Source organism: Limimaricola cinnabarinus, assembly GCF_002723615.1.
Classification (GTDB): Bacteria; Pseudomonadota; Alphaproteobacteria; order Rhodobacterales; family Rhodobacteraceae; genus Limimaricola; species Limimaricola cinnabarinus_B.
This window is the reverse complement of record NZ_KZ304951.1, coordinates 297,120-319,436: the sequence shown is the minus strand read 5'-3', so window position 1 is coordinate 319,436 and position 22,317 is coordinate 297,120. Positions and strand designations below refer to the sequence as shown.

Sequence of the window (22,317 nt, the reverse complement as noted above, 5' to 3'; positions counted from 1 at the left end):
TTCCTTGTCTGAGAGGACATCGAAGGAGGCAGAGGTGGTCGAACTCGATCTGCCGGCCATGGCGGCCGACGACGGAGATGCTCTCCCGGGCGCTGCGCATCTGGCGGCCATTCTCGGCATGGCCTCGATGGCGCTGGCGGCGGCGGCCCTGTCGCCCGATGGCCACGCGGCGCTCGCGCTGCTGCTGCTCGGCTCGACGCTGGCCTGCGTGGCCGGGCTGTTCGGGATACGCCGCCTGCGCCGGGCGCGGCTGCGCCGCGATCTCGTGCGGCTCGGCGCGCGGATCATCGAGCGCGATACCGTGCCCGGTCTGCTCAGCGACATGCAGGGCACGATACTGGATTGCAACCTGGCCGCGTCCCAGCGGTTCGGTGCGCGCTGCGGCACGCTCGCTGCCGCGCTTTCGCGCCATTTCGCGACGCCCTCCGCCACCCTGTCGCGCCTGCGCCAGCGCGCCGCCATCGAAGGCTCGGCCCAGGACATGATCGCGACCCGGCGCGGCCATCTGCGCCTGACCGTGACCCGGCTGGGGGCGGGGGCGCTGCTGTGGCGCATCGACGATCTGACGGAGCGGACCGGCACCGGCAGGGCCGCCGATGCGCTCGGCCTGCCGATGCTGACCGCCGGCCCGACGGGGACGATCCTTTACATGAACGAGGCCTGCCGCGCCCTGACCGGCGGGCGCGCAAGCACGCTCGAAGCCATATTCGGGCCCGAGCCGCCCCGGCCGGGGCAGGTGCAGCTCCTGCATGGAACGCCCGAGCCGACCGAAGCCATCATGGCCGAGATCCCCGCCGCCGCGGGGCGGCGCGAGATCTACCTACTGCCGCCCGACAGCGTGCCGCGCGACCCCGAAAGCACCGGGATCGACGGGTTTCCTGTGCCGCTCTTGCGGCTGGACCGGGCCGGGATCATCCTCGATGCGAACCAGGCGGCCCAGACCCTGCTGCCGGAGCCGCCGGGGCCGGGCGCCCGGCTGTCGGACCTGCTCGAGGGGCTCGGCCGGCCGCTGGGCGACTGGCTCGCCGAGGCGGCCGAGGGCCGGGCCGTGCCGGGGCCGCAGTTTCTCAAGCTGCGCGGGCCGGGGCGGGACACGGTGCTGCAGGTCACGCTCGGCAAGGCCGACGCGTCGGGCTGCCTCGTCGCCGTGCTCTATGACGCGACGGAGCACAAATCGCTCGAAGCGCAGTTCGTGCAGGCCCAGAAGATGCAGGCGATCGGCCAGCTCGCAGGCGGCATCGCCCATGATTTCAACAACCTGCTCACGGCCATTTCCGGCCATTGCGACCTCTTGCTGCTGCGGCACGACAAGGACGATCAGGATTTCGGCGACCTGACGCAGATCCACCAGAACGCGAACCGCGCCGCCAGCCTCGTCGGCCAGCTCCTGGCCTATTCGCGCAAGCAGAACCTCAGGCTCGAACAGCTCGATCTGCGCGACACGCTGTCCGACCTCACCCATCTGCTCAACCGGCTCGTCGGCGAGAAGGTCAGGCTCACGCTCAACCACGACCCCGACCTCAAACAGGTCCGCGCCGATCGCCGCCAGCTCGAACAGGTGCTGATGAACCTCGTGGTCAATGCCCGCGACGCCATGGCCCAGGGCGGGGAGATCGTGGTCGAAACCGACAATCTCTGGCTCGACGCCCCGATGCATCGCGACCGCGCCATCGTGCCCGCGGGCGAATGGGTCAGGATCCGGGTCATGGATCACGGCTGCGGCATACCGCCCGAGAAGCTGCACAAGATATTCGAACCCTTCTACACGACGAAGCGGCCCGGAGAGGGCACCGGGCTGGGCCTCTCCACCGTCTATGGCATCGTCAAGCAGAGCGGAGGCTATGTCTTCGTCGACAGTGCGCCTGGGGAAGGCAGCTGCTTCACGCTCATGCTGCCGCATCGCGCCCCCCTGGCCGAGCCCGAACGCCCCGCCCGGCCGGCGGAGCCCGGGCCGCTGGCCCGTCATGCCGAGGGCGTCGTGCTGCTGGTGGAGGACGAGGCTCCGGTGCGGGCCTTTGCCGCGCGAGCCCTGCGGCTGCGGGGGCTCACGGTTCTCGAGGCCGAGGATGCGGAGGCGGCTCTGGCGCTGCTGGCGGACCCGGAGCTGAAGGTCGACATTTTCGTGACCGATGTCATCATGCCGGGCAAGGACGGGCCGACCTGGGTGCGCGAGGCCCTGGTCGACCGGCCGCAGACGCAGGTCGTCTTCGTGTCGGGCTATGCCGAGGATGCCTTCGCCGAGCAGCAGGCGGGCATCCCGAATTCGGTCTTCCTGCCCAAGCCCTTCTCGCTGACCGATCTCGCGACCACGGTGCAATCGCGGATCGCCTGCTGAACCATAGGGCGATGCGCGGCCTCGCGACGCGCAGGCATCGCGGGGCCGCGGGGCGTCAGCTCGCGGTGCCGGGCAGGAGCAGCCCGTTGAGATGCGCTGCGCAGCCGGTCAGGGCGGCGTAATCATCCTCGATCACCGAGACGCCGAAATTGCCCATGAAGCCGGCAAAGCGCCCCTTGTCGCGGAAGGCATCGGCAAAGCCGAATTCGCGCAGATAGGGCGCGATGGCGCGCGAGACGCCGCCCACGAGGTAGACCCCGCCGAAGGGAAGCTGGATCAGCGCGAGATTGCCCGCCGTCGTGCCGAGAAAGCGGGTGAAGACGCGGGCGGCCTCGATCGCGCGTGGATCGCTCTTCTCGGCGCAGCCGGTCATGATCTCGGCCGCCGTCTTCTCGGCCGGATCGCCCGCCTCGACGCCGAGCCAGGCATAGATCCGTTCGAGCCCGCGGCCCGACAGCACGTCCTCGACCGCCGGAAAGCCATGCGCCGTCGAGACGAACTGCGCCAGGCGCAGCTCCTCTTCGCTGTTGACCGGCAGGTTGACATGCCCCGATTCCGAAGGGGTGACGTAGCGGCCATCCTCGGTGTCGAAGACCGGCGTCGCGTTGAAGCCGGTGCCGACGCCGATCACCAGCTTTGCCGCATGGGGCGACGCCTCCGGGAAGGGGATGATTTCGCGCAGATTGTCGGCCGGCACATGGCCCAGCGCGTGGCCCTGCGCCTGCAGGTCGTTGAGGATCGCCACCGTTTCGGCGCCGGTGGCCCGGCTCAGCGTGGTCTTGTCGATGGTCCAGTCGAGATTGGTCATCGTCGCGCGCCCGTCGCGCACCGGGCCGGCCACGGCGACGCAGGCGCCGATGCAATCGACCCCGCCTTCTTCGGCGACATAGCGTTTCAGCACCGTCTCGAGCCCGGCGTAATCGGCGTTCGAATAGCGGCGGATGCTGGTTTCGAGGATCTCGAGCCCGCGGGCGAGCGCGACGCGCGTGTTGGTGCCGCCGATATCGGCGACCAGGGAATAGGCGTTGTCGGGGTGGGACATGCGGTTTCCTTCGGACTTAGCGGGCGAGCGCGGCGCAGAGGGCGTGAAACGAGGACTTCGGCGTGCGCGCCTGGGTTTCGAAATCGACATGGACGAGGCCGAAGCGCTTCTCATAGCCGAAGGCCCATTCGTAATTGTCGAGCAGCGACCAGTAGAAGAAGCCGCGCAGATCGACGCCATCGGCGATGGCGCGGCGCATGGCGTCGAGATGGTCGAAGATGAAGGCCGTGCGCTCGGGGTCCTTGACGGCGCCGTCTTCGAGCGTGTCGGCGCGGGCCATGCCGTTTTCGGTGACATAGACCGGCACCGCGCCCAACGCGTCGCGCGCGCGCAGCAGGAAATGATGCAGGCCCTCGGGGTGGATCTCCCATCCCATCTGCGTCTTGGGCAGGGGGCCTTCGACCGCCGTGACCGACGGCCAGGGCTGATCGGGGGCGGCCTGCATCATCGCGCGGGTGTAGTAATTCACGCCGAGCCAGTCGAGCGGCTGCGAGATCAGGGCCATGTCCTCTTGCCAGCCCTCGGGCATGTGCGGCGCAAGGCCCGCCAGCGCGCCCTCGGGATAGCGGCCATGCGCGATCGCCTCGAGGAACCAGCGATTGTAGATCTGGTCCTGTATGTCGGCGGCGGCGGCATCGGCGGGTGCTTCCGTGGCGGGCATCGCGCGCTCGAAATTGAGCACGATGCCCAGCTCCTCGCGCCCCATGCCGCGCAGCCGCTCGACCGCGAGGCCATGCGCCAGCAGGATGTGGTGCATGGCCCGCGCCGCGGCGCGGATGTCGCGCAGCCCCGGCGCGTGATGGCCGAGGTAATGCGACAGCCAGGCGACGCACCAGGGCTCGTTGATGGTCGCGGTCGAGGCGACGCGGTCGCCGATGCGGGCGCTGATGGTTTCGGAAAAATCGGCGAAGGCGAGCGCCGTGTCGCGGTTGGCCCAGCCGCCGCGATCGGCGAGCGCGGAGGGCAGCTCCCAATGATAGAGCGTCTGGAAGGGCTTCAGCCCGCGCTCCAGCACCGCGTCGACCAGCCGGTCGTAGAAATCGAGCCCCTCGGGGTTCACCGTCCGGCCATCGGGCATGACCCGCGCCCAGGAGGTCGAGAAGCGATAGGCGTCGAAGCCGCCCTCGCGCAGCAGGTCGAGATCCGCCTCGTAGCGATGGTAATGGTCGCAGGCGGTCGCGCCGTCCTCGGCCCGCACCACGTTGCCGGGGCCCTTGGCGAAGCTGTCCCAATGGGTGGGGCCTGCGCCGCCGAAACGGTGCCCCTCGATCTGGTAGGCGGCCGTTGCCGCTCCGAACACGAAGCCTTGCGGGAAATCCTTGCGGGTCGGATGCATCTTCATCGCCTTATCTTGGAGCCGGTCCGGTCGAGCGGCCGATGATCAGTTCGGCCTCGAGCAATTCGTGGGCATGCGGAACCTGCGGTGTGTCGATGCGGTCTATGACCATCCGGGCAAGCCGCTGTCCAGCCTCGCGCACCGAAGACCGGGTCGCGGTGAAGGTGGGCACGGGGCCGTCATCGCGCAGGTAGGAGAGCTGGTCGTCATGGGTGATCGCGGAGACGTCGCGCCCGAGCATCAGCCCGGCCTCCTCGATCGCGCGGCGCACGCCGAGCATGCAGATCACCGAGGAGACGAGAAAGGCGGTCGGCGGATCGGGCAGGGCGAGCAGCTCGCGCGCGGCGCGCCAGCCATAGCCCTCGGTCATCTCGTCCTGCCGGGTCAGCGCCGCATCCACCGCCAGCCCGCGCGCGCGCAGCGCCTCCTCGTAGCCCCTGCGCCGGCGGTGGGCGAAATCCATCGTCTCCATGCCGTTGATCAAACCGATCCGCCTGTGACCGAGATCGATCAGGAAATCGGTGGCGCGGGCAAAGGCGCGGCGGTTGTTGACGTCGACCCAGCAATAGGGCCGGTCGGCGCCGGTCGCCCTTCCATGCACGGCATAGGGCAGGCCGATCTCGTCGAGCAGCGCGATGCGCGGATCGTTCATCCGCGGCGCCGAGACGACCAGCCCGTCGACCAGTCCGCGCCGCTTCATCGACCGGTAGGCCTTTTCTTCCTCGCCGTCATCGACCACCGAGATCAGCATCTCGTAGCCCGCCTGGGAATAGGTCTCGCCCGCCCCGGCGATGAAATCGGCGAAGATCGGGTTGACCATGGCGTGGGTGTTGATTCGCGGAATGACATGGCCGATCACGCCGCTGCGCCCGGTGGCCAGCGCCCGCGCCCGCGTGTTGGGGCGGTAGTCATGCGCCTCGGCCGCGGCCAGAACGCGCGCGCGCGTCGCCGCGCTGACATCCGCATAGCCGTTCAACGCCCGGCTGACCGTCGTCTGGCTCAAGCCGAGCAGGGCCGAAAGCTGCTTGAGATTCATTCCGAGAGCTTTCCAAAGCGCTTTTGAAACTGGCGTTACCCTAGGCCACGATCCGGCGCGCGTCAAAGCGCAGTTTCAAGACGGACCGAGCCGGAAATGCCTTGGGATTCATCGGTGGAGGAATGGAAGAGCCCATTGACAGCGCCCGAGGGCTCAGACAGGTTGACCATGTCCAAAGCGCTTTGGCGTGCATTGTCGCGTCCGGGGCACTGGCCATTCATAAGCGCCTCCCGCGCGTGGGGGCGCGGTTACGGGAGGGTAACGCATGAAGACCATCTTTCTCGCGGGCGTCGCAGGCATTGCGCTGGCATCGGCGGCTGCAGCGCAGGATCTGAAATTCCCCGTGGGCGAAGGCGGATTCGACTGGGACAGCTACAACCAGTTCGCCGAGGCGCATGACCTGTCGGGCGAGACGCTGACCGTCTTCGGCCCCTGGCTCAGCGCCGACCAGGAGCTGTTTGAATCGATGCTCGCCTATTTCGAGGAAGCGACCGGCGCCGACGTGCAATATACCGGCTCGGACGGCTTCGAGACGCAGATCCGCATCGACACCGAGGCGGGCTCGGCCCCCAACATCGCCGTCTTCCCGCAGCCGGGCCTCGCGCGCGATCTCGCCGCTCTGGGCTATCTCGAACCGATGCCCGAGGGCACCGGCGACTGGGTCGCCGAGAACTACGCCGCGGGCCAGTCCTGGGTCGATCTGGCGACCTTCGAGGGCCCCGAGGGCGAAGAGGATCTCTACGGCTTCTTCTACAAGGCCGACGTGAAGAGCCTCGTGTGGTACGTGCCCGAGAACTTCGAGGATGCGGGCTACGAGGTGCCCGAGACGATGGAGGAGCTGAAGGCGCTCACCGAGCAGATGGTCGAGGAGGGCGAGACGCCCTGGTGCATCGGCCTCGGTTCGGGCGGCGCGACCGGCTGGCCCGCCACCGACTGGGTCGAGGACCTGATGCTGCGCACCCAGCCGCCCGAGGTCTATGACCAGTGGGTCAGCAACGAGATGCCCTTCGACGCGCCCGAGGTGGTCGCGGCGATCGAGGAGTTCGGCTATTTCATCGAGGGCGACCGCGTCGCCGGTGGCCGCGAGGCGGTGGCCTCGACCGATTTCCGCGACAGCCCCAAGGGCCTCTTCGACAGCCCGCCGCAGTGCTACATGCACCGCCAGGCCTCCTTCATCCCGAGCTTTTTCCCCGAAGGCACCGAAGTGGGCCTCGATGCCGACTTCTTCTATTTCCCCGCCTATGAGGAAAAGGATCTCGGCCAGCCGGTGCTCGGCGCTGGCACGATGTTCGGCATCACCGAGGCCTCGGAGGCGGCCGACGTCTTCATGCAGTGGCTGCAGACGCCGATCGCCCACGAGGTCTGGATGGCGCAGCGCGGCTTCCTGACGCCGCTGACCACGGTCAACACCGAGGTGTTCGGCGATCCGACGCTCAAGAAGATGAACGACATCCTGCTCGAGGCGACCACCTTCCGCTTCGACGGCTCGGACCTGATGCCCGGCGGCGTCGGCGCGGGCTCGTTCTGGACCGGCATGGTCGATTATGCCGGCGGCGAAGACGCCCAGAGCGTCGCCTCCGAGATCCAAGATTCTTGGGACGCCCTGAAATAAGCGTGTAACCATAAGACCAAGCGGTCGCGACTCGGCTCGCGGCCGCTTCTTTGCATCGAGGATCGGGGAGGGCGCAATGAATCCGGCACTACAGGGCTTGCTGACCATCGTGATCGGCGTCGGCGGCTGCGTCGCCTATTTCTATTTTTCCAACATCGTCCTCGACAAGGTGCTGTTTCCGCCGCGCGGGCCCAATGCCGGGCGCAACATCAACCGCGCCAACATGATCCGGCCCTGGCTTTTCCTGCTGCCCGCGCTTCTCGCGCTGGGCCTCTATCTCGCCTACCCGGTGTTCGAGACGCTGCGCCTGTCGCTGACCCAAAGGGTGCGTGGCGGCGGCTACGAATTCGTCGGGCTCGCCAATTACCAGCAGATGCTGCGCGAGCCGAAATTCTGGGAAGGCTTTTCCAACAATATCCTGTGGCTGATCGTGGTGCCCGCCGCCTCGACCGCCTTCGGCCTTCTGGCCGCGCAGCTCACCGATCGCATAAAATGGGGCTCCATCGCCAAGTCGCTGATCTTCATGCCGATGGCGATCTCCTTCGTCGGCGCGGCGGTGATCTTCAAGCTGATCTACGACACCCGCCCCGCGGGCCAGGAGCAGATCGGCGTGCTCAACGCCGTCTGGCTCGGCTTCGACGGGGGCGTGGGCTCCTTCATCTGGCTGCGCCTCGTGCCGGGGCTGCTGCTTCTGGCGCTGGCCGCGGGCGCGGGCGCGCTCGCCTGGTCGCTGATCAAGCCGGTCCTGGGCCGCGAGGGGCGCAGCCCCGGCGTGATCTTCGGCGCGCTGCGCATCCTGGGCGCGGTGCTGATGGCGGCGGTCGTTTTCCTGATGCTGCGCCAGACGCTCGCGGTCTTCACCGCCGAGTTTCCCTATGGCCAGCCGCAGACCTGGCTCACCATCCCCTTCTGGAACAACTTCTTCCTGATGATCGTGCTGATCTGGATCCAGACCGGCTTTGCCATGGTGCTGCTCTCGGCGGCGCTCAGGGGCATCCCCGAGGAGACGGTCGAGGCCGCCATCGTCGACGGCGCCAACCCGTTCCAGATCTTCTTCAAGATCAAGATGCCGCAGATCGTCGGCACCATCGTCGTGGTCTGGACCACCATCACCATCATCGTGCTCAAGGTCTTCGACATCGTCTTTGCCATGACCAACGGCCAGTGGGAGACGCAGGTGCTGGCCAACTACATGTATGACAAGCTGTTTCGCGCCAATGACTGGGGCGTGGGCTCGGCGGGCGCGATGGTCATCATGCTGATGGTCACGCCGATCCTGATCTGGAACGTCTACAACGCCCGCAAGGAGATGCGCTGATGGACAACATCGCCGGCAAGAAATCCGCGCTGAGCTGGGCGGTCAACATCGCGGTCCTGGCGCTGGTGGCGCTTTGGGTGTTCCCGACCGTGGGCCTGCTGGTCTCCTCCTTCCGCACCGGCGACCAGATCGCCTCGTCGGGCTGGTGGAAATCCATGCTGCCCACCGAGCAGAACCTGACGCTTCGGACCGCGGGCGGCGACGAGGCCGAGCTGATCGACGGGCTCTACACCGTTTCGGGCAACCTCTTTGCGCATGAGGGCATCGAGCAACTCGACATTTCCGCCTATGGCACCTCCTCGCGCGATGTCGGCGCCTACGCCCCCGGCGAGACGGTCGATATGGGCGATGGCGAGATCATCGCCGTCGAGGCCGATGGCGATTACGTCTACACCTCCGAAGCCGAGATGTCGGGGCGCGGCCAGCGGGTCTTCGTCACAGCCGAGGTGGCGCCCGAGTTCACGCTCGAAAACTACGACAACATGCTGTTCGACCCCAACAACATCGAGGGCATGTCGAAGGCCTTCTTCAACACGCTGACGGTGTCGATCCCGGCGACGATCATCCCGATCCTGGTGGCGGCCTTCGCCGCCTATGCGCTGGCATGGATGGATTTTCCGGGCCGGGCGCTGCTGATCGCGGCGATCGTCGGCCTGCTCGTGGTGCCGTTGCAGCTGGCGCTGATCCCGCTGCTGAAGCTGCATAACGAGATCGGCATCGGCAAGGGCTATCTCGGGGTCTGGCTGGCGCATACCGGCTTCGGCCTGCCACTCGCGATCTACATTCTGCGCAACTACATGGTCGGCCTGCCGCGCGACATCATCGAGAACGCCAAGGTCGATGGCGCGACCGATTTCCAGATCTTCACCAAGATCATCCTGCCGCTGAGCTTTCCGGCGCTGGCCTCCTTCGCGATCTTCCAGTTCCTGTGGACCTGGAACGACCTGCTGGTGGCGATCGTCTTCCTGATCGACAGCTCGGGCGAGACCACGGTGATGACCAAGCAGATCATCGAGCTTCTGGGCACGCGCGGCGGCAATTGGGAAATTCTCGCGACGGCAGCTTTCGTCTCGATCGCGGTTCCGCTTGTTGTGTTTTTCGCCATGCAGAAATACCTCGTGCGCGGCCTGCTTGCGGGCTCCGTGAAATGAGGACTGCTTTGCGATGATACGACCCGTCTCCGCCCCGGCTTCGGCCGACAGGACCCGCATGCCGAAAAACCCCGACTGGTGGCGCGGCGCGGTGATCTACCAGATCTATCCGCGCAGCTACCAGGACATGGACGGAGACGGGATCGGTGACCTCAAGGGCATCGTGAAGCGGCTGCCGCATATCGCCTCCTTGGGCGTGGACGCGATCTGGATCTCACCCTTCTTCACCTCGCCGATGAAGGATTTCGGCTACGACGTCTCGGATTACTGCGATGTCGATCCGATGTTCGGCACGCTGGCGGATTTCGACGCGGTGATCGAGACGGCGCATGGTCTGGGCATTCGGGTGATGATCGACCTGGTGCTGTCGCACACCGCCGAGGCGCATCCCTGGTTCGTCGAGAGCCGGTCGAACCGCGACAATCCCAAGGCCGACTGGTATGTCTGGGCCAACGCCAAGCCCGACGGCACCCCGCCCAACAACTGGCTGTCGATCTTCGGCGGCTCGGCCTGGCAGTGGGACGGGCGGCGGATGCAGTATTACCTGCACAACTTCCTGACCAGCCAGCCGGACCTGAACTTTCACAACGCCGAGGTCCAGGAGGCGCTGCTCGACGTGGAGCGGTTCTGGCTCAAGCGCGGGGTCGACGGCTTCCGCCTCGACACGATCAATTTCTACTTCGCCGACGCTCAGCTGCGCGACAACCCGGCGCTGCCGCCCGAGCGGCGCAACGATTCCATCGCGCCCGGCGTGAACCCCTATAACTGGCAGGAGCATCTCTACTCCAAGAACCAGCCCGAGAACCTCGAATTCCTGCGCCGGTTCCGCGCCGAGCTCGAACCCTACGGCGCCGCCGCCGTGGGCGAGGTGGGCGATGCGCAGCGCGGGCTCGAGATCATGGCCGAATACACCTCGGGCGGCGACAAGGTGCAGATGTGCTACCCGTTCGAGATGCTGCAGCCGCCGCGCCTCACCGCCGCCGCCGCTGCCGACACCTTCTACCGGCTGAGCCACGCCGCCCCCGACGCCTGGCCCTGCTGGTCCTATTCCAACCACGACGTGGAGCGCCACGTCACCCGCTGGAAGCTCTCCGACGCGGCGGCGCGGGCCTATACCACGATGCTGATGTGCCTGCGCGGCTCGGTCTGCATCTATCAGGGCGAGGAGCTGGGCCTGCCGGAGGCCGAGGTCGCCTTCGAGGATCTGCAGGACCCCTACGGGATCGAGTTCTGGCCCGAATACAAGGGCCGCGACGGCTGCCGCACGCCGATCGCGTGGAATGGCTCCGCGCCCAATGGCGGCTTTTCAGAGGGCCGCCCCTGGCTGCCGGTCTCGCCTGCGCATCTGCCGCTGGCGGTGGCCGAGCAGGAGGCCGACCCGGAGGCGATGCTGCATCATTACCGCCGCGCCATCGCGCTGCGCCACGCGCATCCGGTGCTGGCCACCGGCGCGGATCACGGCGTGCATTCGCGCGGCGACGTGGTGCATTTCGTGCGCCACGACGAGAACGAGACGATCTTCTGCGCCTTCAATCTGGGGGAGGAGCCGGCCGAGGTGCCGCTGCCCCAGGGCGCCTGGGCCCCGATCGGCACCGATCTGGGCTCGGTGACGAAGGCCGAGAACGGGCTGGTCCGTCTCGAGCCATGGCAATGCTGCCTGGTGCTGAAGCGACCGACGGACTGAGACGGAGCAGGGAAGGGACCCCCATGGCAGAGCTGAAACTCAAGGATGTGGCCAAGACCTATGGCGGGTCGGTCGAGGTTCTCAAGAACATCGATCTGGAGATCGGCAAGGGCGAGCTCGTCGTCTTTGTCGGCCCCTCGGGCTGCGGCAAGTCCACGCTTCTGCGCATGATCGCGGGGCTCGAGGAGATCTCGGGCGGCACGCTCGAGATCGACGGGCAGGTGGTCAACGACGTGCCGCCCGCGCAGCGTGGCATTGCCATGGTGTTCCAGTCCTACGCGCTCTACCCGCACATGACGGTGCGCGACAACATGGCCTTCGCGCTGAAGCTCGCCAAGAAGTCGAAGGAGGAGATCGACGCCGCGATCACCAAGGCGGCGCGCATCCTGCAGCTCGAACCCTATCTCGACCGCCTGCCCAAGGCGCTTTCGGGCGGGCAGCGGCAGCGTGTGGCGATCGGCCGCTCGATCGTGCGCGATCCCAAGGTCTATCTCTTCGACGAGCCGCTCTCGAATCTCGACGCGGCGCTGCGCGTCGCCACCCGGATCGAGATCGCGCAGCTCAAGGAATCGATGCCCGATTCGACGATGATCTACGTCACCCATGACCAGGTCGAGGCGATGACGCTGGCGACCCGGATCGTGGTGCTGGCCAACAAGGGCATCGCGCAGGTCGGCACGCCGCTCGAACTTTACGAGCGCCCCGAGAACGAGTTCGTGGCGCAGTTCATCGGCTCTCCGGCGATGAACCTGCTGCCCGGCAAGATCACCGGCACCGGCGCGCAGACCACCGTGACGCTCGACGGCGGCGGCGTGGCGGTCTCGAACGCGCCCTCGACCGAGGCCGACATGGGCCGCGCGGTCAAGCTCGGCGCGCGTCCCGAGGATCTGCTGGAGACGACGAGCGAGGGCGACGCCTACATCTTCGAGGGCAAGGTCGATTTCACCGAGTCGCTCGGCGAGGTGACGATCCTCTATTTCGAGAAGGTGGGCGGCGCCGATCCGGTGATCGCCAAGCTGCCGGGCATCCATTCGGATCTGCGCGGCCGCAATGTCCGCCTCTCGGCCGCGCCCGAAAAGGTGCAGGTCTTCCTCGACGGGCGCTCGCTCTACTACCGCTGAGCCAAGCGGGGCGGGCCTCAGTAGGGCCCGTCCTCCAGCACGCCGTCGGCGCTCATCTGCGCGTAGAGCAGCCCCTCGCGCAGGCCCCGGTCGGCGACCGAGAGCCGGTCGGTCGGCCACAGCCGCATCAGCGCCTGCAGGATCGCCGAGCCCGACATGATCAGCGCCTGCCGGTCGCGGCCGATGCGCGGGTCCTCGCGCCGCCCTTCGGGGCCGAGCGCGAGGTAGTCGCGGATCACCGCGTCGATCTGGTCGGAGGTCATGCGCAGCCCGTCGACCTTGTTGCGGTCGTAGCGCCTGAGCCCCAGATGGCTCGCCGCGACGGTGGTGACCGTGCCCGAGGTGCCGATGATCTGGAAGCCCTCGCGCGCCTGCTCGGCGGCCGAAGGGGCGAAGCCCGAGAGGTTCTCCTCGAAGAACCAGCTCATCAGCGCGAAGCGGGCCGCGTCGTCTTCCACGTCGTGGAATTGGTCGCGCAGCGTCGCCACGCCGAGCGGCACCGAGATCCAGTCGACCACCTTGGCGGCGGCGAAGGGGCCGGGGTCCTGCTGGAAGCCCGAATGCAGCCGCATGATCGCGCGCGGGCGCTCGCGCCGGGGCACGTTGGTCAGGTCGATCCAGACCAGCTCGGTCGAGCCGCCGCCGATATCGACGACGAGCAGCTGCTCGGTCCTCGTGGAGACCAGCGGCGCGCAGGAGATCACCGCGAGCCGCGCCTCTTCCTCGGGGCGGATCACGTCGAGCCTCAGCCCGGTGTCGCGCTGCACCTGCGCGAGAAAGGCGCGGCCGTTCTTGGCCCGCCTGCAGGCCTCGGTCGCGACCAGCCGCATCCGGCTGACGCCATGTTTCTGCAGCTTCTGGCGGCAGATGCGGATCGCGCCGATGGTGCGATTCATCGAGGCACGCGAAAGCCGGCCCGATTGTTCGAGCCCGTGGCCCAGCTGGACCGTCTTGGAAAAGCTGTCGACCACGTGAAACTGGCTGCCCTTGGGCTGGGCAATCAGCATTCGACAGCTGTTTGTACCGAGATCAAGCGCGGCATAGAGCGTCGCTTGATCCGGGCCTGGCGCGGGGGATCTCACCGCTTTGGGGAACGCGCCCGCACCGTCGGGACGCATGGGCGCCATGAATACGCCCTCCAATATCGAGTTGCTCTCAGGGTAGGGGTTGCGCGGATGCGGCGCAAGCATCGCGACGTACCGTATCTTTACGCAACTCATCACGATCTTGGTTATTTTGAGGATTCGCGGCACTGGTCGCCCGGCCACGCGGCTGCGAAAAGGGCTGGCGTCGCGCCACGCGGACAATATGTCGAATTTCGACCCTGCGCCCGTGGTGCGGCGCGCTATCAGCGATGTCGAGGAAAGGATCCGCAATGCCCGAAATCACGCTCGTTCTCTGGCGCGACATGCCGGCGCAGGTGATCGTCGGCCGCGGTCGGCGCGGCACCAAGCTGCAGCTCTCCGAGCGGTTCGAGCAGGCGATCGACCGTGCGGCGATGAAATCGGGCGCGGCGGGCACGGATGACTACCTCGCCGAATGGCGCAAGCAGCCATGGGGCGAGATCGAGGGCGCGCCGGAAGAGGCCGCGCGCCTTGCCGCAGAGCGGATCGAGGCCGAATACGACAAGGCGCGCCTGATGGCGCTGATCGACAATCACGGGCGCGAATGAACCGCGCCCTCAAGGAGGTGCTGATGTCCCTGTTGACCTTCCGCCGCGCGGCCCCCGCGCCTGTCCTGGGCGGTGCGCTCACCGCCCGAGCCTCGATCGAGGTGATGCCGCGCACCGCGGCCAAGGTCGACAGTTTCGCCGCGATCCTGCCCGCGGGCACCCGCGTCTACATCGCCCATATCGACGGCACGCCGATCGAGGAGATGGTGGCGACGGCGGCGCGCATCGCCGCCGAGGGCTTTACGGTCATGCCGCATTTCCCGGCCCGCAGCATCGAGAGCCGCGCGCAGCTTTCCGACTGGATCGCGCGCTACCAGGGCGAGGCGGGCGTGCGCGAGGCGCTGGTGCTGGCGGGCGGCATCGCGCAACCGCGCGGCGAATTCCACTCCTCCATGCAGCTTCTAAAGACGGGGCTCTTCGATGCCGCGGGCTTCACCCGGCTGCACGTGGCGGGCCACCCCGAAGGCAATCGCGACATCGACCCCGATGGCGGCGATGCGGTGGTGCGCGACGCGCTGCGCTGGAAACAGGATTTCGCCAACCGCTCGGATGCGCAGATGGCGCTGGTCACGCAGTTCGTCTTCGACGCCGCGCCGGTGATCGACTGGGCGCGCACGATCCGCGCGGCGGGGATCGAGCTGCCGGTGCATGTCGGCCTTGCGGGGCCCGCCAAGCTGCAGACGCTGATCAAATACGCGATGGCCTGCGGCGTCGGGCCTTCGCTCAAGGTCTTGCAGAAGCGGGCGATGGACGTCAGCAAGCTTCTCGTGCCCTATGCGCCCGACGAGGTCGCCGCCGAACTTGAGCGCGCCCGCCTGGCCGAGCCCGCGCTCGGGCTGGAGCAGGCGCATCTCTTCCCGCTGGGCGGCATCAAGGCCAGCGCCGAATGGCTGGCCGCGCGGCACCTCTCGCAGCGCGCCGCCGCCAACTGAGATTTCCGGCCTCCCAAGGCCAATGACAAGGATGAAGAATGACCCGTACGATCGTCGAATCGAAAACGAAAACCGCGATCATCGGCTTTGACCAGCCGTTCTGCGTGATCGGTGAGCGGATCAACCCCACGGGCCGCAAGAAGCTCGCCGCCGAGCTGGAGGCGGGCGATTTCTCGACCGTGGAAAAGGACGCCATCGCGCAGGTCGCCTGCGGCGCGACCATGCTCGATGTCAATGCGGGCGTGGTCTACAACTCCAACCCCAACCCCAACGAGACCGAGCCGCCGCTCATGACCAGGATGATCGAGCTGGTGCAGGGCCTCGTCGACGTGCCCTTGTGCATCGACAGCTCGGTGCCCGCCGCGCTCGAAGCGGGTCTCGCCGCGGCCGAAGGCCGCCCGCTGCTGAACTCCGTGACGGGTGAGGAGGACCGGCTCGAACTCGTCCTGCCGCTGGTCAAGAAATACAACGTGCCGGTGGTGGCGATCTCGAATGACGACACCGGCATCTCCGAAGACCCCGACGTGCGCTTTGCCGTCGCCAAGAAGATCGTCGAGCGCGCCGCCGATTTCGGCATCCCCGCGCATGACATCGTGGTCGACCCGCTGGTGATGCCGATCGGCGCGATGGCGACGGCCGGCCTGCAGGTCTTTTCGCTCGTCCGCCGCCTGCGCGACGAGCTGGGCGTCAACACCACCTGCGGCGCGTCGAACATCTCCTTCGGCCTGCCCAACCGGCACGGCATCAACAACGCCTTTTTGCCGATGGCGATCGCCTCGGGCATGACCAGCGCGATCATGAATCCCTGTGCCCTGCCGACGCCCTTGTCGAAGATCGCCGAGAAGAAGGCCGAGCTTGAGGCCGCGGGCATCGTGATCCCCGAGGGCATGGATGACGAGACCTTCTGCCGGCTGATGGGGCTGGGCAGCCGCGAGGCGCGCCCGGGCGGGGAGATGAGCGCGATCCGCGCGGCGAACTTCCTGACCGACAACGACCCCTCGGGCGGCGAATGGATCCGCTTCAACCGTCCCCCCGGCGTGCCCGGCGAGGGGCGCGGCGGGCGCGATGGCGGGCGTCGGCGGCGCCGGGCCTGAGCCGCGGCGCGCGGCGGTCGAACGATCGTGACGCGAGATGGGCGGCGGGGCTTGCCCCGTCACCCCCGCTTGGCATAGTCGGGGTCTTCGGATCAGGAGAGCCCGGCATGGCCAAGACACCCAAGAAGCCCGGCGCGGGCAGCGGCAACACCTCGGGGCGCGGGCAGCGCGACCTGACCGTCAAGGTCAAGACCGCGCGGGGCCGCAAGATGAGCTCCAAGCTCTGGCTGGAGCGCCAGCTCAACGACCCTTACGTGAAGCGCGCCAAGGCCGAGGGCTATCGCGGCCGCGCCGCCTACAAGATCATCGAGCTCGATGACAAGTTCCGCTTTCTCGTGCCCGGGGCGCGGGTGGTCGATCTGGGCTGCGCGCCCGGCGGCTGGTGCCAGGTCGCGGTGGCGCGGGTCAACGCGCTCGGCGCGAAATCGGGCAAGGCGCAGGGCTCGGTGCTCGGCGTCGACCTGCAGGAGGTCGAGCCCATCGCCGGTGCCGAGATCCACCAGCTCGATTTCATGGAGGACGACGCCGATCTCAAGGTCAAGGACTGGCTCGGCGGCGGCGCGGAGGTGGTGATGTCGGACATGGCCGCCTCGGCCTCGGGCCACAAGCAGACCGACCACCTGCGCATCATCGCGCTGTGCGAGGCGGCGGCGTATTTCGCCTTCGACGTGCTGGAGCCGGGCGGCACCTTCGTGGCCAAGGTGCTCGCGGGCGGGGCCGAGGGCAGCCTGCAGCAGCTGCTCAAGCAGAAGTTCGAGAAGGTGCAGAACGTCAAGCCGCCCGCCTCGCGCTCCGACAGCTCGGAGAAATTCGTGGTCGCCACCGGCTACAAGGGCCGGGACGAGGAGGCGCGCCCCGAGGCGTGATCCGCCTCAAGCGCGGGGCGACCGGCGCGCATCGGCGCGCAGGCTGATGTAGTTGCCCCCGAGGATCAGCGCCGCCCCGACGACGACGGCGAGCCCCACGGGCTCGTCATAGGCGAGATAGCCAATGAGGGCGATCAGCGGCAGGCGCAGGAAATCGAAGGGCATGACCACCATCGCCGAAGCGCGGCGCAGCGCGTTGGTGATGCAGTAATGCGCCGAAAGCCCCGCCGCCGCGATCACCGCGATCCAGGGCAGGCTTTGGGCCGAGGGCAGGGCCATCTCGCCGTCGATCAGCGCGCAGACGAGGCCGAAGACCGTCTGGCTCACGGTCATCCACCACAGGATTTCGATGGTATCGACCTGTGCCGTGAGCCGCTTGGTGAAGATGTAGGTGAAGGCGAAGCCCAGCGCGCAGCCCGCCGCCGCCAGAAGCGCGGGCGACAGCGGCGCCGCGCCGGGTTGCGCCACCAGGAGGATGCCCGCAAAGCCCAGGAGAGCGGCGAGCGCGCGGGGCCGGGTCAGCCTTTCGCCCAGGATCAGCGGCGACAGCACCAGCACCCAGAGCGGCGCGGTGAATTCCAGCGCGAAGACCTGCGCCAGCGGCAGCGAGATGATGGCGTAGAACCACAGGTTCTGCGCGGTGAAATGCGCGAGGTTGCGCGACAGGTGCAGCCCCGGCCGGCGCAGGCGGGGCCAGGCGGGCGCGCCGCGCGCGCGCAATATGACGGCGAGCAGGGCAACCCCGGCGATCGAGCGATAGGCCATGATCTCGAAGGTATCGAGCGCGAAGGACACCTCGCGCCCGGCCACCGCCATGGAGGTCAGCGCGGCGACGGCGCCCATCATCCAGCCCGCGGCCCGGATCGCCTCCGATCCTGTTTCCGTCTCGATCCGTGCGCCCATGCCGCTCCTCCCCACGTTGTGCGCCAAGTGCTATCGCGGCATCGCGGGATTGCCCATGCCTGCCGTGCAAGGGGCGCATGGAGGGGCGGGCGGATGGGGCGGGCGAGCGAAGCCGTTTGACCCCTCGGCGTCGGCGGCTTAGAAGTCGGCAACATTTCCGAGACAGCGGGACACGCCTTGACCGACGCAAGCATCATCCGCCACGACTGGACCCGCGCCGAGGCGCAGGCGCTTTTCGATCAGCCGTTCAACGACCTGCTGTTCCAGGCGCAGACCGTGCACCGGCAGAACTTCGACCCCAACAAGGTCCAGCGCAGCCGGCTGTCGAACATCAAGACCGGCGGCTGCGCCGAGGATTGCGCCTATTGCAGCCAGTCGGCGCGCAACGGCTCGCATCTCCCGGCCTCCAAGCTGATCGAGGTCGAGCGCGTGCTTTCGGAGGCGCGCCGCGCCAAGGAGCAGGGCTCGACCCGCTTTTGCATGGGTGCCGCCTGGCGCTCGCCCAAGGAGCGCGACATGGATCAGCTCGTCGCCATGGTCGAGGGTGTGCGCGCGCTCGGCATGGAGACCTGCATGACGCTGGGCATGCTCGAGGACGACCAGGTGATCCGGCTCAAGGGCGCGGGGCTCGACTATTACAACCACAACATCGACACCTCGGAGCGCTACTACCCCGAAGTGATCACCACCCGCACCTTTGCCGACCGGATCGACACGCTCAACCGCGTGCGCGAGGCCGGGATCAAGGTCTGCTCGGGCGGCATCCTGGGCATGGGCGAGACCGAGATGGACCGGATCGACATGCTGCTCGCGCTTGCCAATCTCGAAGAGCATCCCGACAGCGTGCCGATCAACCAGCTGATGCCGATGCCCGACACGCCGCTCGCCGATGCGGAACCGGTCGACGGGATCGACTTCGTCCGCGTGATCGCGCTGGCGCGCATCCTGATGCCCAAGGCGCATCTGCGGCTTTCGGCGGGCCGCACCTCGATGAGCGAGGAGACGCAGGCGCTGTGCTTCTTCGCGGGCGCGAACTCGATCTTCTCGGGCGACGTGCTGCTCACCGCCGAGAACCCCGGCGAGGACCGCGATTCCGTGCTGTTCGGGCGGCTCGGGCTGGAGTCGATGGAGCTTGGCGAGACCGGGGCGCGATGAGCCCGGCGGCCGGACAGGGCCGCCCCGGATTTGCGCGCCACGCCGAGGCGCTCGACGCGCTCGGCGCGCGTGGCCGCAGGCGGGCGCTGAGCCCGCGCGCGGGGCGGGATTTCGCATCGAATGATTATCTCGGGCTGGCGGCGTCGGAATGGCTGCGCGACGCCGCGCGCGAAGCACTCGACCGCGGCGTGGCCACGGGCTCGGGCGGCTCGCGACTGCTGCGCGGCAACGATGCCGAGCACGAGGCGCTGGAGGCCGAGGCGGCGGCCTTCTTCGAGGCACCCGCCGCGCTCTACATGGGCGCGGGCTTTCCCGGCAATGTCGCGATCTTCTCAGGCCTGCCGATGCAGGGCGACCTCGTGCTGTTCGACGTGCTCGTCCATGCCAGCGCGCATGACGGCATGCGGCTCGGGCGGGCCGATACCGCGTCCTTCGCCCATAACGATGCCGGTGCCGCGCGCGATGCGCTGAAGGGCTGGCGCGCGAAAGGCGGCATGGGCCGCGTCTGGATCGCCTGCGAAAGCCTCTATTCCATGGAGGGCGACCTCGCGCCGCTGACCGACCTTGCCGCCGTCGCGGCGGAGGACGGCGCGGTGCTGGTGGTCGACGAGGCGCATGCCACCGGGCTTTACGGCGACCGCGGGCAGGGCCGGGCGCATGGGCTCGATGCTTCCGTCGATCTCGTCACCCTGCACACCTGCGGCAAGGCGCTGGGCTCCGCGGGCGGTCTGGTCTGCGCCGACCCGGTGCTGATCGACACGCTGGTCAACCGCGCGCGCAACTTCGTCTTCTCCACCGCGCCCTCGCCGCTCGATGCGGCGATCACGCGGGCGAGCCTGCGGCTTCTGGCCGAGCGGCCCGGCCTGCGCGATGCGGCGTGGGACGCCATTCGCCACGCCCATGAGGCGGCGCGGCGGGCGGGCTTCGGCGATTTCGAGACGCAGATCCTGCCCATCCTCATCGGCGAGGACGCCGAGGCGCTGGCGCTGGCCTCGGCGCTTCAGGCGCGCGGCCACGACGTGCGCGCCATCCGCCCGCCCACCGTGCCACGCGGCACGGCGCGGCTGCGCGTTTCGATCACCCCCAATGTTTCCACGGCCGAGATCGACGCGCTTTTCGCGGATCTCGGCGATATCCGAAAGGTGGCCGCATGAAGCCCATCATCGTCACCGGCACCGATACCGGCATCGGCAAGACCATCGTTTCGGCGGGCCTCGCCCAAGCCCTCGGCGCAAGCTACTGGAAGCCGGTGCAGTCGGGGCTGGAGGAGGAAACCGACAGCGAGATCGTGGCGCGCCTCGCGGGCAGCCCGGTGCTGCCCGAGGCGGTGCGCCTCGAGCTGCCCGCCAGCCCGCATATCTCGGCCGAGGCCGAGGGCGTGCGGATCGACCTCGCCGCCCTCGACCTGCCCGAAAGCCCCCGGCCGCTGGTGGTCGAGGGGGCGGGCGGGCTGATGGTGCCGCTCGATGACGAGACCACCTTCCTCGACCTCTTCGCCCGCTGGGGCGCGCCGGTGGTGCTCGTGGCGCGGACCGCGCTGGGGACGATCAACCATTCGCTGCTGTCGCTCTCGGCGCTGCGCGCGCGGGGCGTGCCGGTGGCGGGCGTGATCTTTTCGGGCGAGGCCGCGCCGCGTGTCGAGCGCACCATCGCCGAGATGGGCGACGTGGCGCATCTGGGGCGGCTCGGCCGCCTCGATCCGCTGACGCCCGAGACCCTGCGTTCGGGCTTCGAAAGCATCGACATGGCCGCGATCCGCGCCGCGATGGAGGCCGCATGACCGACGCCGCGTTCGACCGGGATCACCTCTGGCACCCCTATACCAACGTCATGGCGCCGGGGCCGACCTTCCTGGTCGAGCGGGCCGAGGGCGCGTGGATCACGCTTCAGGACGGGACGGAGATGATCGACGCGATGTCGTCCTGGTGGTGCATGATCCACGGCCACCGCCACCCGGCGATCACCGCGGCGATGCATGCCCAGATCGACAGGCTGCCGCATGTCATGTTCGGCGGGCTCACGCATCGCCCGGCGGTCGAGCTGGGCCGCCGCCTCGTGGCGATGACGCCCGAGGGGCTCGACCACGTGTTCTACTGCGACAGCGGCTCGGTCGCGGTCGAAGTGGCGATGAAGATGGCGGTGCAGCACCAGATCGCCGCCGGCAACCCGGGCCGCACCCGCTTTGCCACGCCGCGCGGCGGCTATCACGGCGACACATGGAAGGCGATGAGCGTCTGCGACCCGGTCAACGGCATGCATCACCTGTTCGAGGGCGCGCTCAACATCCAGTATTTCGCGCCGCGCCCGCCGATCACTCTGGACGAGGACTGGCCCGAAGACGACGAGGAGAACGGCATCGCCGCGCTGTCGCGGCTCCTGCACGAGCATGGCGACCAGATCGCGGGCCTGATCCTCGAGCCGATGGTGCAGGGCGCGGGGGGCATGCGCTTTTATCACCCCGAATACCTGCGCCGGGCGCGCAAGCTCTGCGACGAGCTCGGCATCCTGATGATCTTCGACGAGATCGCAACCGGCTTTGGCCGCACCGGCGAGATGTTCGCCGCCGATCTCGCGGGCGTGACGCCCGACATCATGTGCCTGGGCAAGGCGCTGACCGGCGGGCATCTCTCCTTCGCCGCCGTCATGGCCTCGGGGCATGTCGCGCGCACCATCGGCGGCGGCGAGCCGGGGCTCTTCATGCACGGGCCGACCTTCATGGGCAACCCGCTGGCCTGCGCCGCGGCCTGCGCCAGCCTTGACCTGCTCGCCGATGGCACTTGGCGCGACCGGGTGGGCGCGATTGCGCAGCGAATGGAGGCGGGGCTCGCGCCCGCGCGCGAGATGCCCGGCGTGGCCGATGTCCGCGTGCTCGGCGCGATCGCGGTGATCGAGATGGATCACGTGGTCAGCGCCGATGCCGCGCACCCGATCTCGCGCGAGACGGGCGTCTGGCTGCGGCCCTTCGGATGCAACATCTACGCCATGCCGCCCTTCATCCTCGCGCCCCACGAGATCGACCGGGTCTGCGCCGCGATGCTGCGCCTCGCGCGCGAGCTCTAG

19 protein-coding genes are annotated in these 22,317 nt (G+C 68.2%); 14 read left to right on the top strand and 5 right to left on the bottom strand.

Features of this window, described 5'->3' with window-relative positions; genetic code table 11:
* Window positions 1-58: 58 nt before the first annotated feature.
* Window positions 59-2,335, top strand: a complete 2,277-nt coding sequence (locus CJ301_RS01540) for an ATP-binding protein (RefSeq protein ID WP_173812312.1) — start codon at window positions 59-61, stop codon at window positions 2,333-2,335.
* Window positions 2,336-2,390: 55 nt separating this feature from the next.
* Here the strand turns inward: CJ301_RS01540 and CJ301_RS01535 are convergent, their stop codons facing one another.
* Genes CJ301_RS01535 through CJ301_RS01525 form a run of 3 tightly spaced genes read right to left on the bottom strand, consistent with a single transcriptional unit; the run spans window position 2,391 to window position 5,749 of the window.
* Window positions 2,391-3,377, bottom strand: a complete 987-nt coding sequence (locus tag CJ301_RS01535) for a glucokinase (RefSeq protein ID WP_099273511.1) — start codon at window positions 3,375-3,377, stop codon at window positions 2,391-2,393.
* Window positions 3,378-3,393: 16 nt separating this feature from the next.
* Window positions 3,394-4,713, bottom strand: a complete 1,320-nt coding sequence (locus tag CJ301_RS01530; RefSeq protein ID WP_099274154.1) for a GH1 family beta-glucosidase — start codon at window positions 4,711-4,713, stop codon at window positions 3,394-3,396.
* Window positions 4,714-4,723: 10 nt separating this feature from the next.
* A complete protein-coding gene (locus CJ301_RS01525; protein ID WP_099273509.1) occupies window positions 4,724-5,749 on the bottom strand; it encodes a LacI family DNA-binding transcriptional regulator in 1,026 nt (341 codons plus the stop codon).
* A 265-nt stretch (window positions 5,750-6,014) separates the two neighbouring features.
* On the opposite strand from CJ301_RS01525, the gene CJ301_RS01520 reads away from it, so the two are divergent.
* The 5 genes from CJ301_RS01520 (at window position 6,015) to CJ301_RS01500 (ending at window position 12,635) form a co-directional block, all read left to right on the top strand.
* Window positions 6,015-7,361 (top strand): ABC transporter substrate-binding protein, encoded by a 1,347-nt coding sequence (locus tag CJ301_RS01520; protein WP_099273507.1) that lies wholly within the window; start codon window positions 6,015-6,017, stop codon window positions 7,359-7,361.
* 76 nt (window positions 7,362-7,437) lie between these two features.
* Window positions 7,438-8,679 (top strand): carbohydrate ABC transporter permease, encoded by a 1,242-nt coding sequence (locus tag CJ301_RS01515; protein ID WP_099273505.1) that lies wholly within the window; start codon window positions 7,438-7,440, stop codon window positions 8,677-8,679.
* Window positions 8,679-9,830 carry a carbohydrate ABC transporter permease gene (locus tag CJ301_RS01510; protein WP_099273503.1) on the top strand — a complete coding sequence of 384 codons (1,152 nt, stop codon included), beginning with the start codon at window positions 8,679-8,681 and terminating at the stop codon, window positions 9,828-9,830. Before CJ301_RS01515 ends, CJ301_RS01510 begins: the two co-directional genes overlap by 1 nt.
* A gap of 58 nt (window positions 9,831-9,888) precedes the next feature.
* Window positions 9,889-11,514: an alpha-amylase family glycosyl hydrolase gene (locus CJ301_RS01505; RefSeq protein WP_099273501.1), complete on the top strand. Its 1,626-nt coding sequence runs from the start codon at window positions 9,889-9,891 to the stop codon at window positions 11,512-11,514.
* Window positions 11,515-11,537: 23 nt separating this feature from the next.
* Window positions 11,538-12,635 (top strand): ABC transporter ATP-binding protein, encoded by a 1,098-nt coding sequence (locus CJ301_RS01500; RefSeq protein WP_099273500.1) that lies wholly within the window; start codon window positions 11,538-11,540, stop codon window positions 12,633-12,635.
* A 17-nt stretch (window positions 12,636-12,652) separates the two neighbouring features.
* Here the strand turns inward: CJ301_RS01500 and CJ301_RS01495 are convergent, their stop codons facing one another.
* Window positions 12,653-13,762 carry a Ppx/GppA phosphatase family protein gene (locus CJ301_RS01495; protein WP_099274152.1) on the bottom strand — a complete coding sequence of 370 codons (1,110 nt, stop codon included), beginning with the start codon at window positions 13,760-13,762 and terminating at the stop codon, window positions 12,653-12,655.
* A gap of 248 nt (window positions 13,763-14,010) precedes the next feature.
* On the opposite strand from CJ301_RS01495, the gene CJ301_RS01490 reads away from it, so the two are divergent.
* The 4 genes from CJ301_RS01490 to CJ301_RS01475 all read left to right on the top strand — a co-directional run bounded on the left by CJ301_RS01490 (window position 14,011) and on the right by CJ301_RS01475 (window position 17,199).
* On the top strand, window positions 14,011-14,307 hold the full coding sequence (locus CJ301_RS01490) for a virulence factor (RefSeq protein ID WP_099273498.1): 297 nt from the start codon (window positions 14,011-14,013) through the stop codon (window positions 14,305-14,307).
* Window positions 14,308-14,330: 23 nt separating this feature from the next.
* Window positions 14,331-15,239: a methylenetetrahydrofolate reductase gene (locus CJ301_RS01485; protein ID WP_173812304.1), complete on the top strand. Its 909-nt coding sequence runs from the start codon at window positions 14,331-14,333 to the stop codon at window positions 15,237-15,239.
* 38 nt (window positions 15,240-15,277) lie between these two features.
* Entirely contained in the window at window positions 15,278-16,333 is a 1,056-nt protein-coding gene (locus tag CJ301_RS01480; RefSeq protein ID WP_099273494.1) for a dihydropteroate synthase, read from the top strand.
* Window positions 16,334-16,440: 107 nt separating this feature from the next.
* Window positions 16,441-17,199, top strand: coding sequence for an RlmE family RNA methyltransferase (locus CJ301_RS01475; protein WP_099273492.1), 759 nt, complete (start codon window positions 16,441-16,443; stop codon window positions 17,197-17,199).
* Window positions 17,200-17,205: 6 nt separating this feature from the next.
* Here CJ301_RS01475 and CJ301_RS01470 read toward each other — a convergent pair whose 3' ends face one another.
* Window positions 17,206-18,102 (bottom strand): DMT family transporter, encoded by an 897-nt coding sequence (locus tag CJ301_RS01470; protein WP_254050029.1) that lies wholly within the window; start codon window positions 18,100-18,102, stop codon window positions 17,206-17,208.
* A 192-nt stretch (window positions 18,103-18,294) separates the two neighbouring features.
* Between CJ301_RS01470 and bioB the strand changes: the two genes are divergently transcribed.
* From bioB to bioA, 4 genes are read left to right on the top strand one after another with little or no spacing between them, the layout of a single operon-like run.
* Complete coding sequence (gene bioB, locus CJ301_RS01465; RefSeq protein WP_254050050.1) at window positions 18,295-19,257, top strand: biotin synthase BioB; 963 nt, start codon at window positions 18,295-18,297, stop codon at window positions 19,255-19,257.
* Window positions 19,254-20,411 carry an 8-amino-7-oxononanoate synthase gene (locus CJ301_RS01460; protein WP_099273488.1) on the top strand — a complete coding sequence of 386 codons (1,158 nt, stop codon included), beginning with the start codon at window positions 19,254-19,256 and terminating at the stop codon, window positions 20,409-20,411. The genes bioB and CJ301_RS01460 overlap by 4 nt, the downstream gene beginning before the upstream one ends.
* Window positions 20,408-21,037 carry a dethiobiotin synthase gene (gene bioD / locus CJ301_RS01455; protein ID WP_099273486.1) on the top strand — a complete coding sequence of 210 codons (630 nt, stop codon included), beginning with the start codon at window positions 20,408-20,410 and terminating at the stop codon, window positions 21,035-21,037. Before CJ301_RS01460 ends, bioD begins: the two co-directional genes overlap by 4 nt.
* On the top strand, window positions 21,034-22,317 hold the full coding sequence (gene bioA / locus CJ301_RS01450; RefSeq protein WP_099273484.1) for an adenosylmethionine--8-amino-7-oxononanoate transaminase: 1,284 nt from the start codon (window positions 21,034-21,036) through the stop codon (window positions 22,315-22,317). The genes bioD and bioA overlap by 4 nt, the downstream gene beginning before the upstream one ends.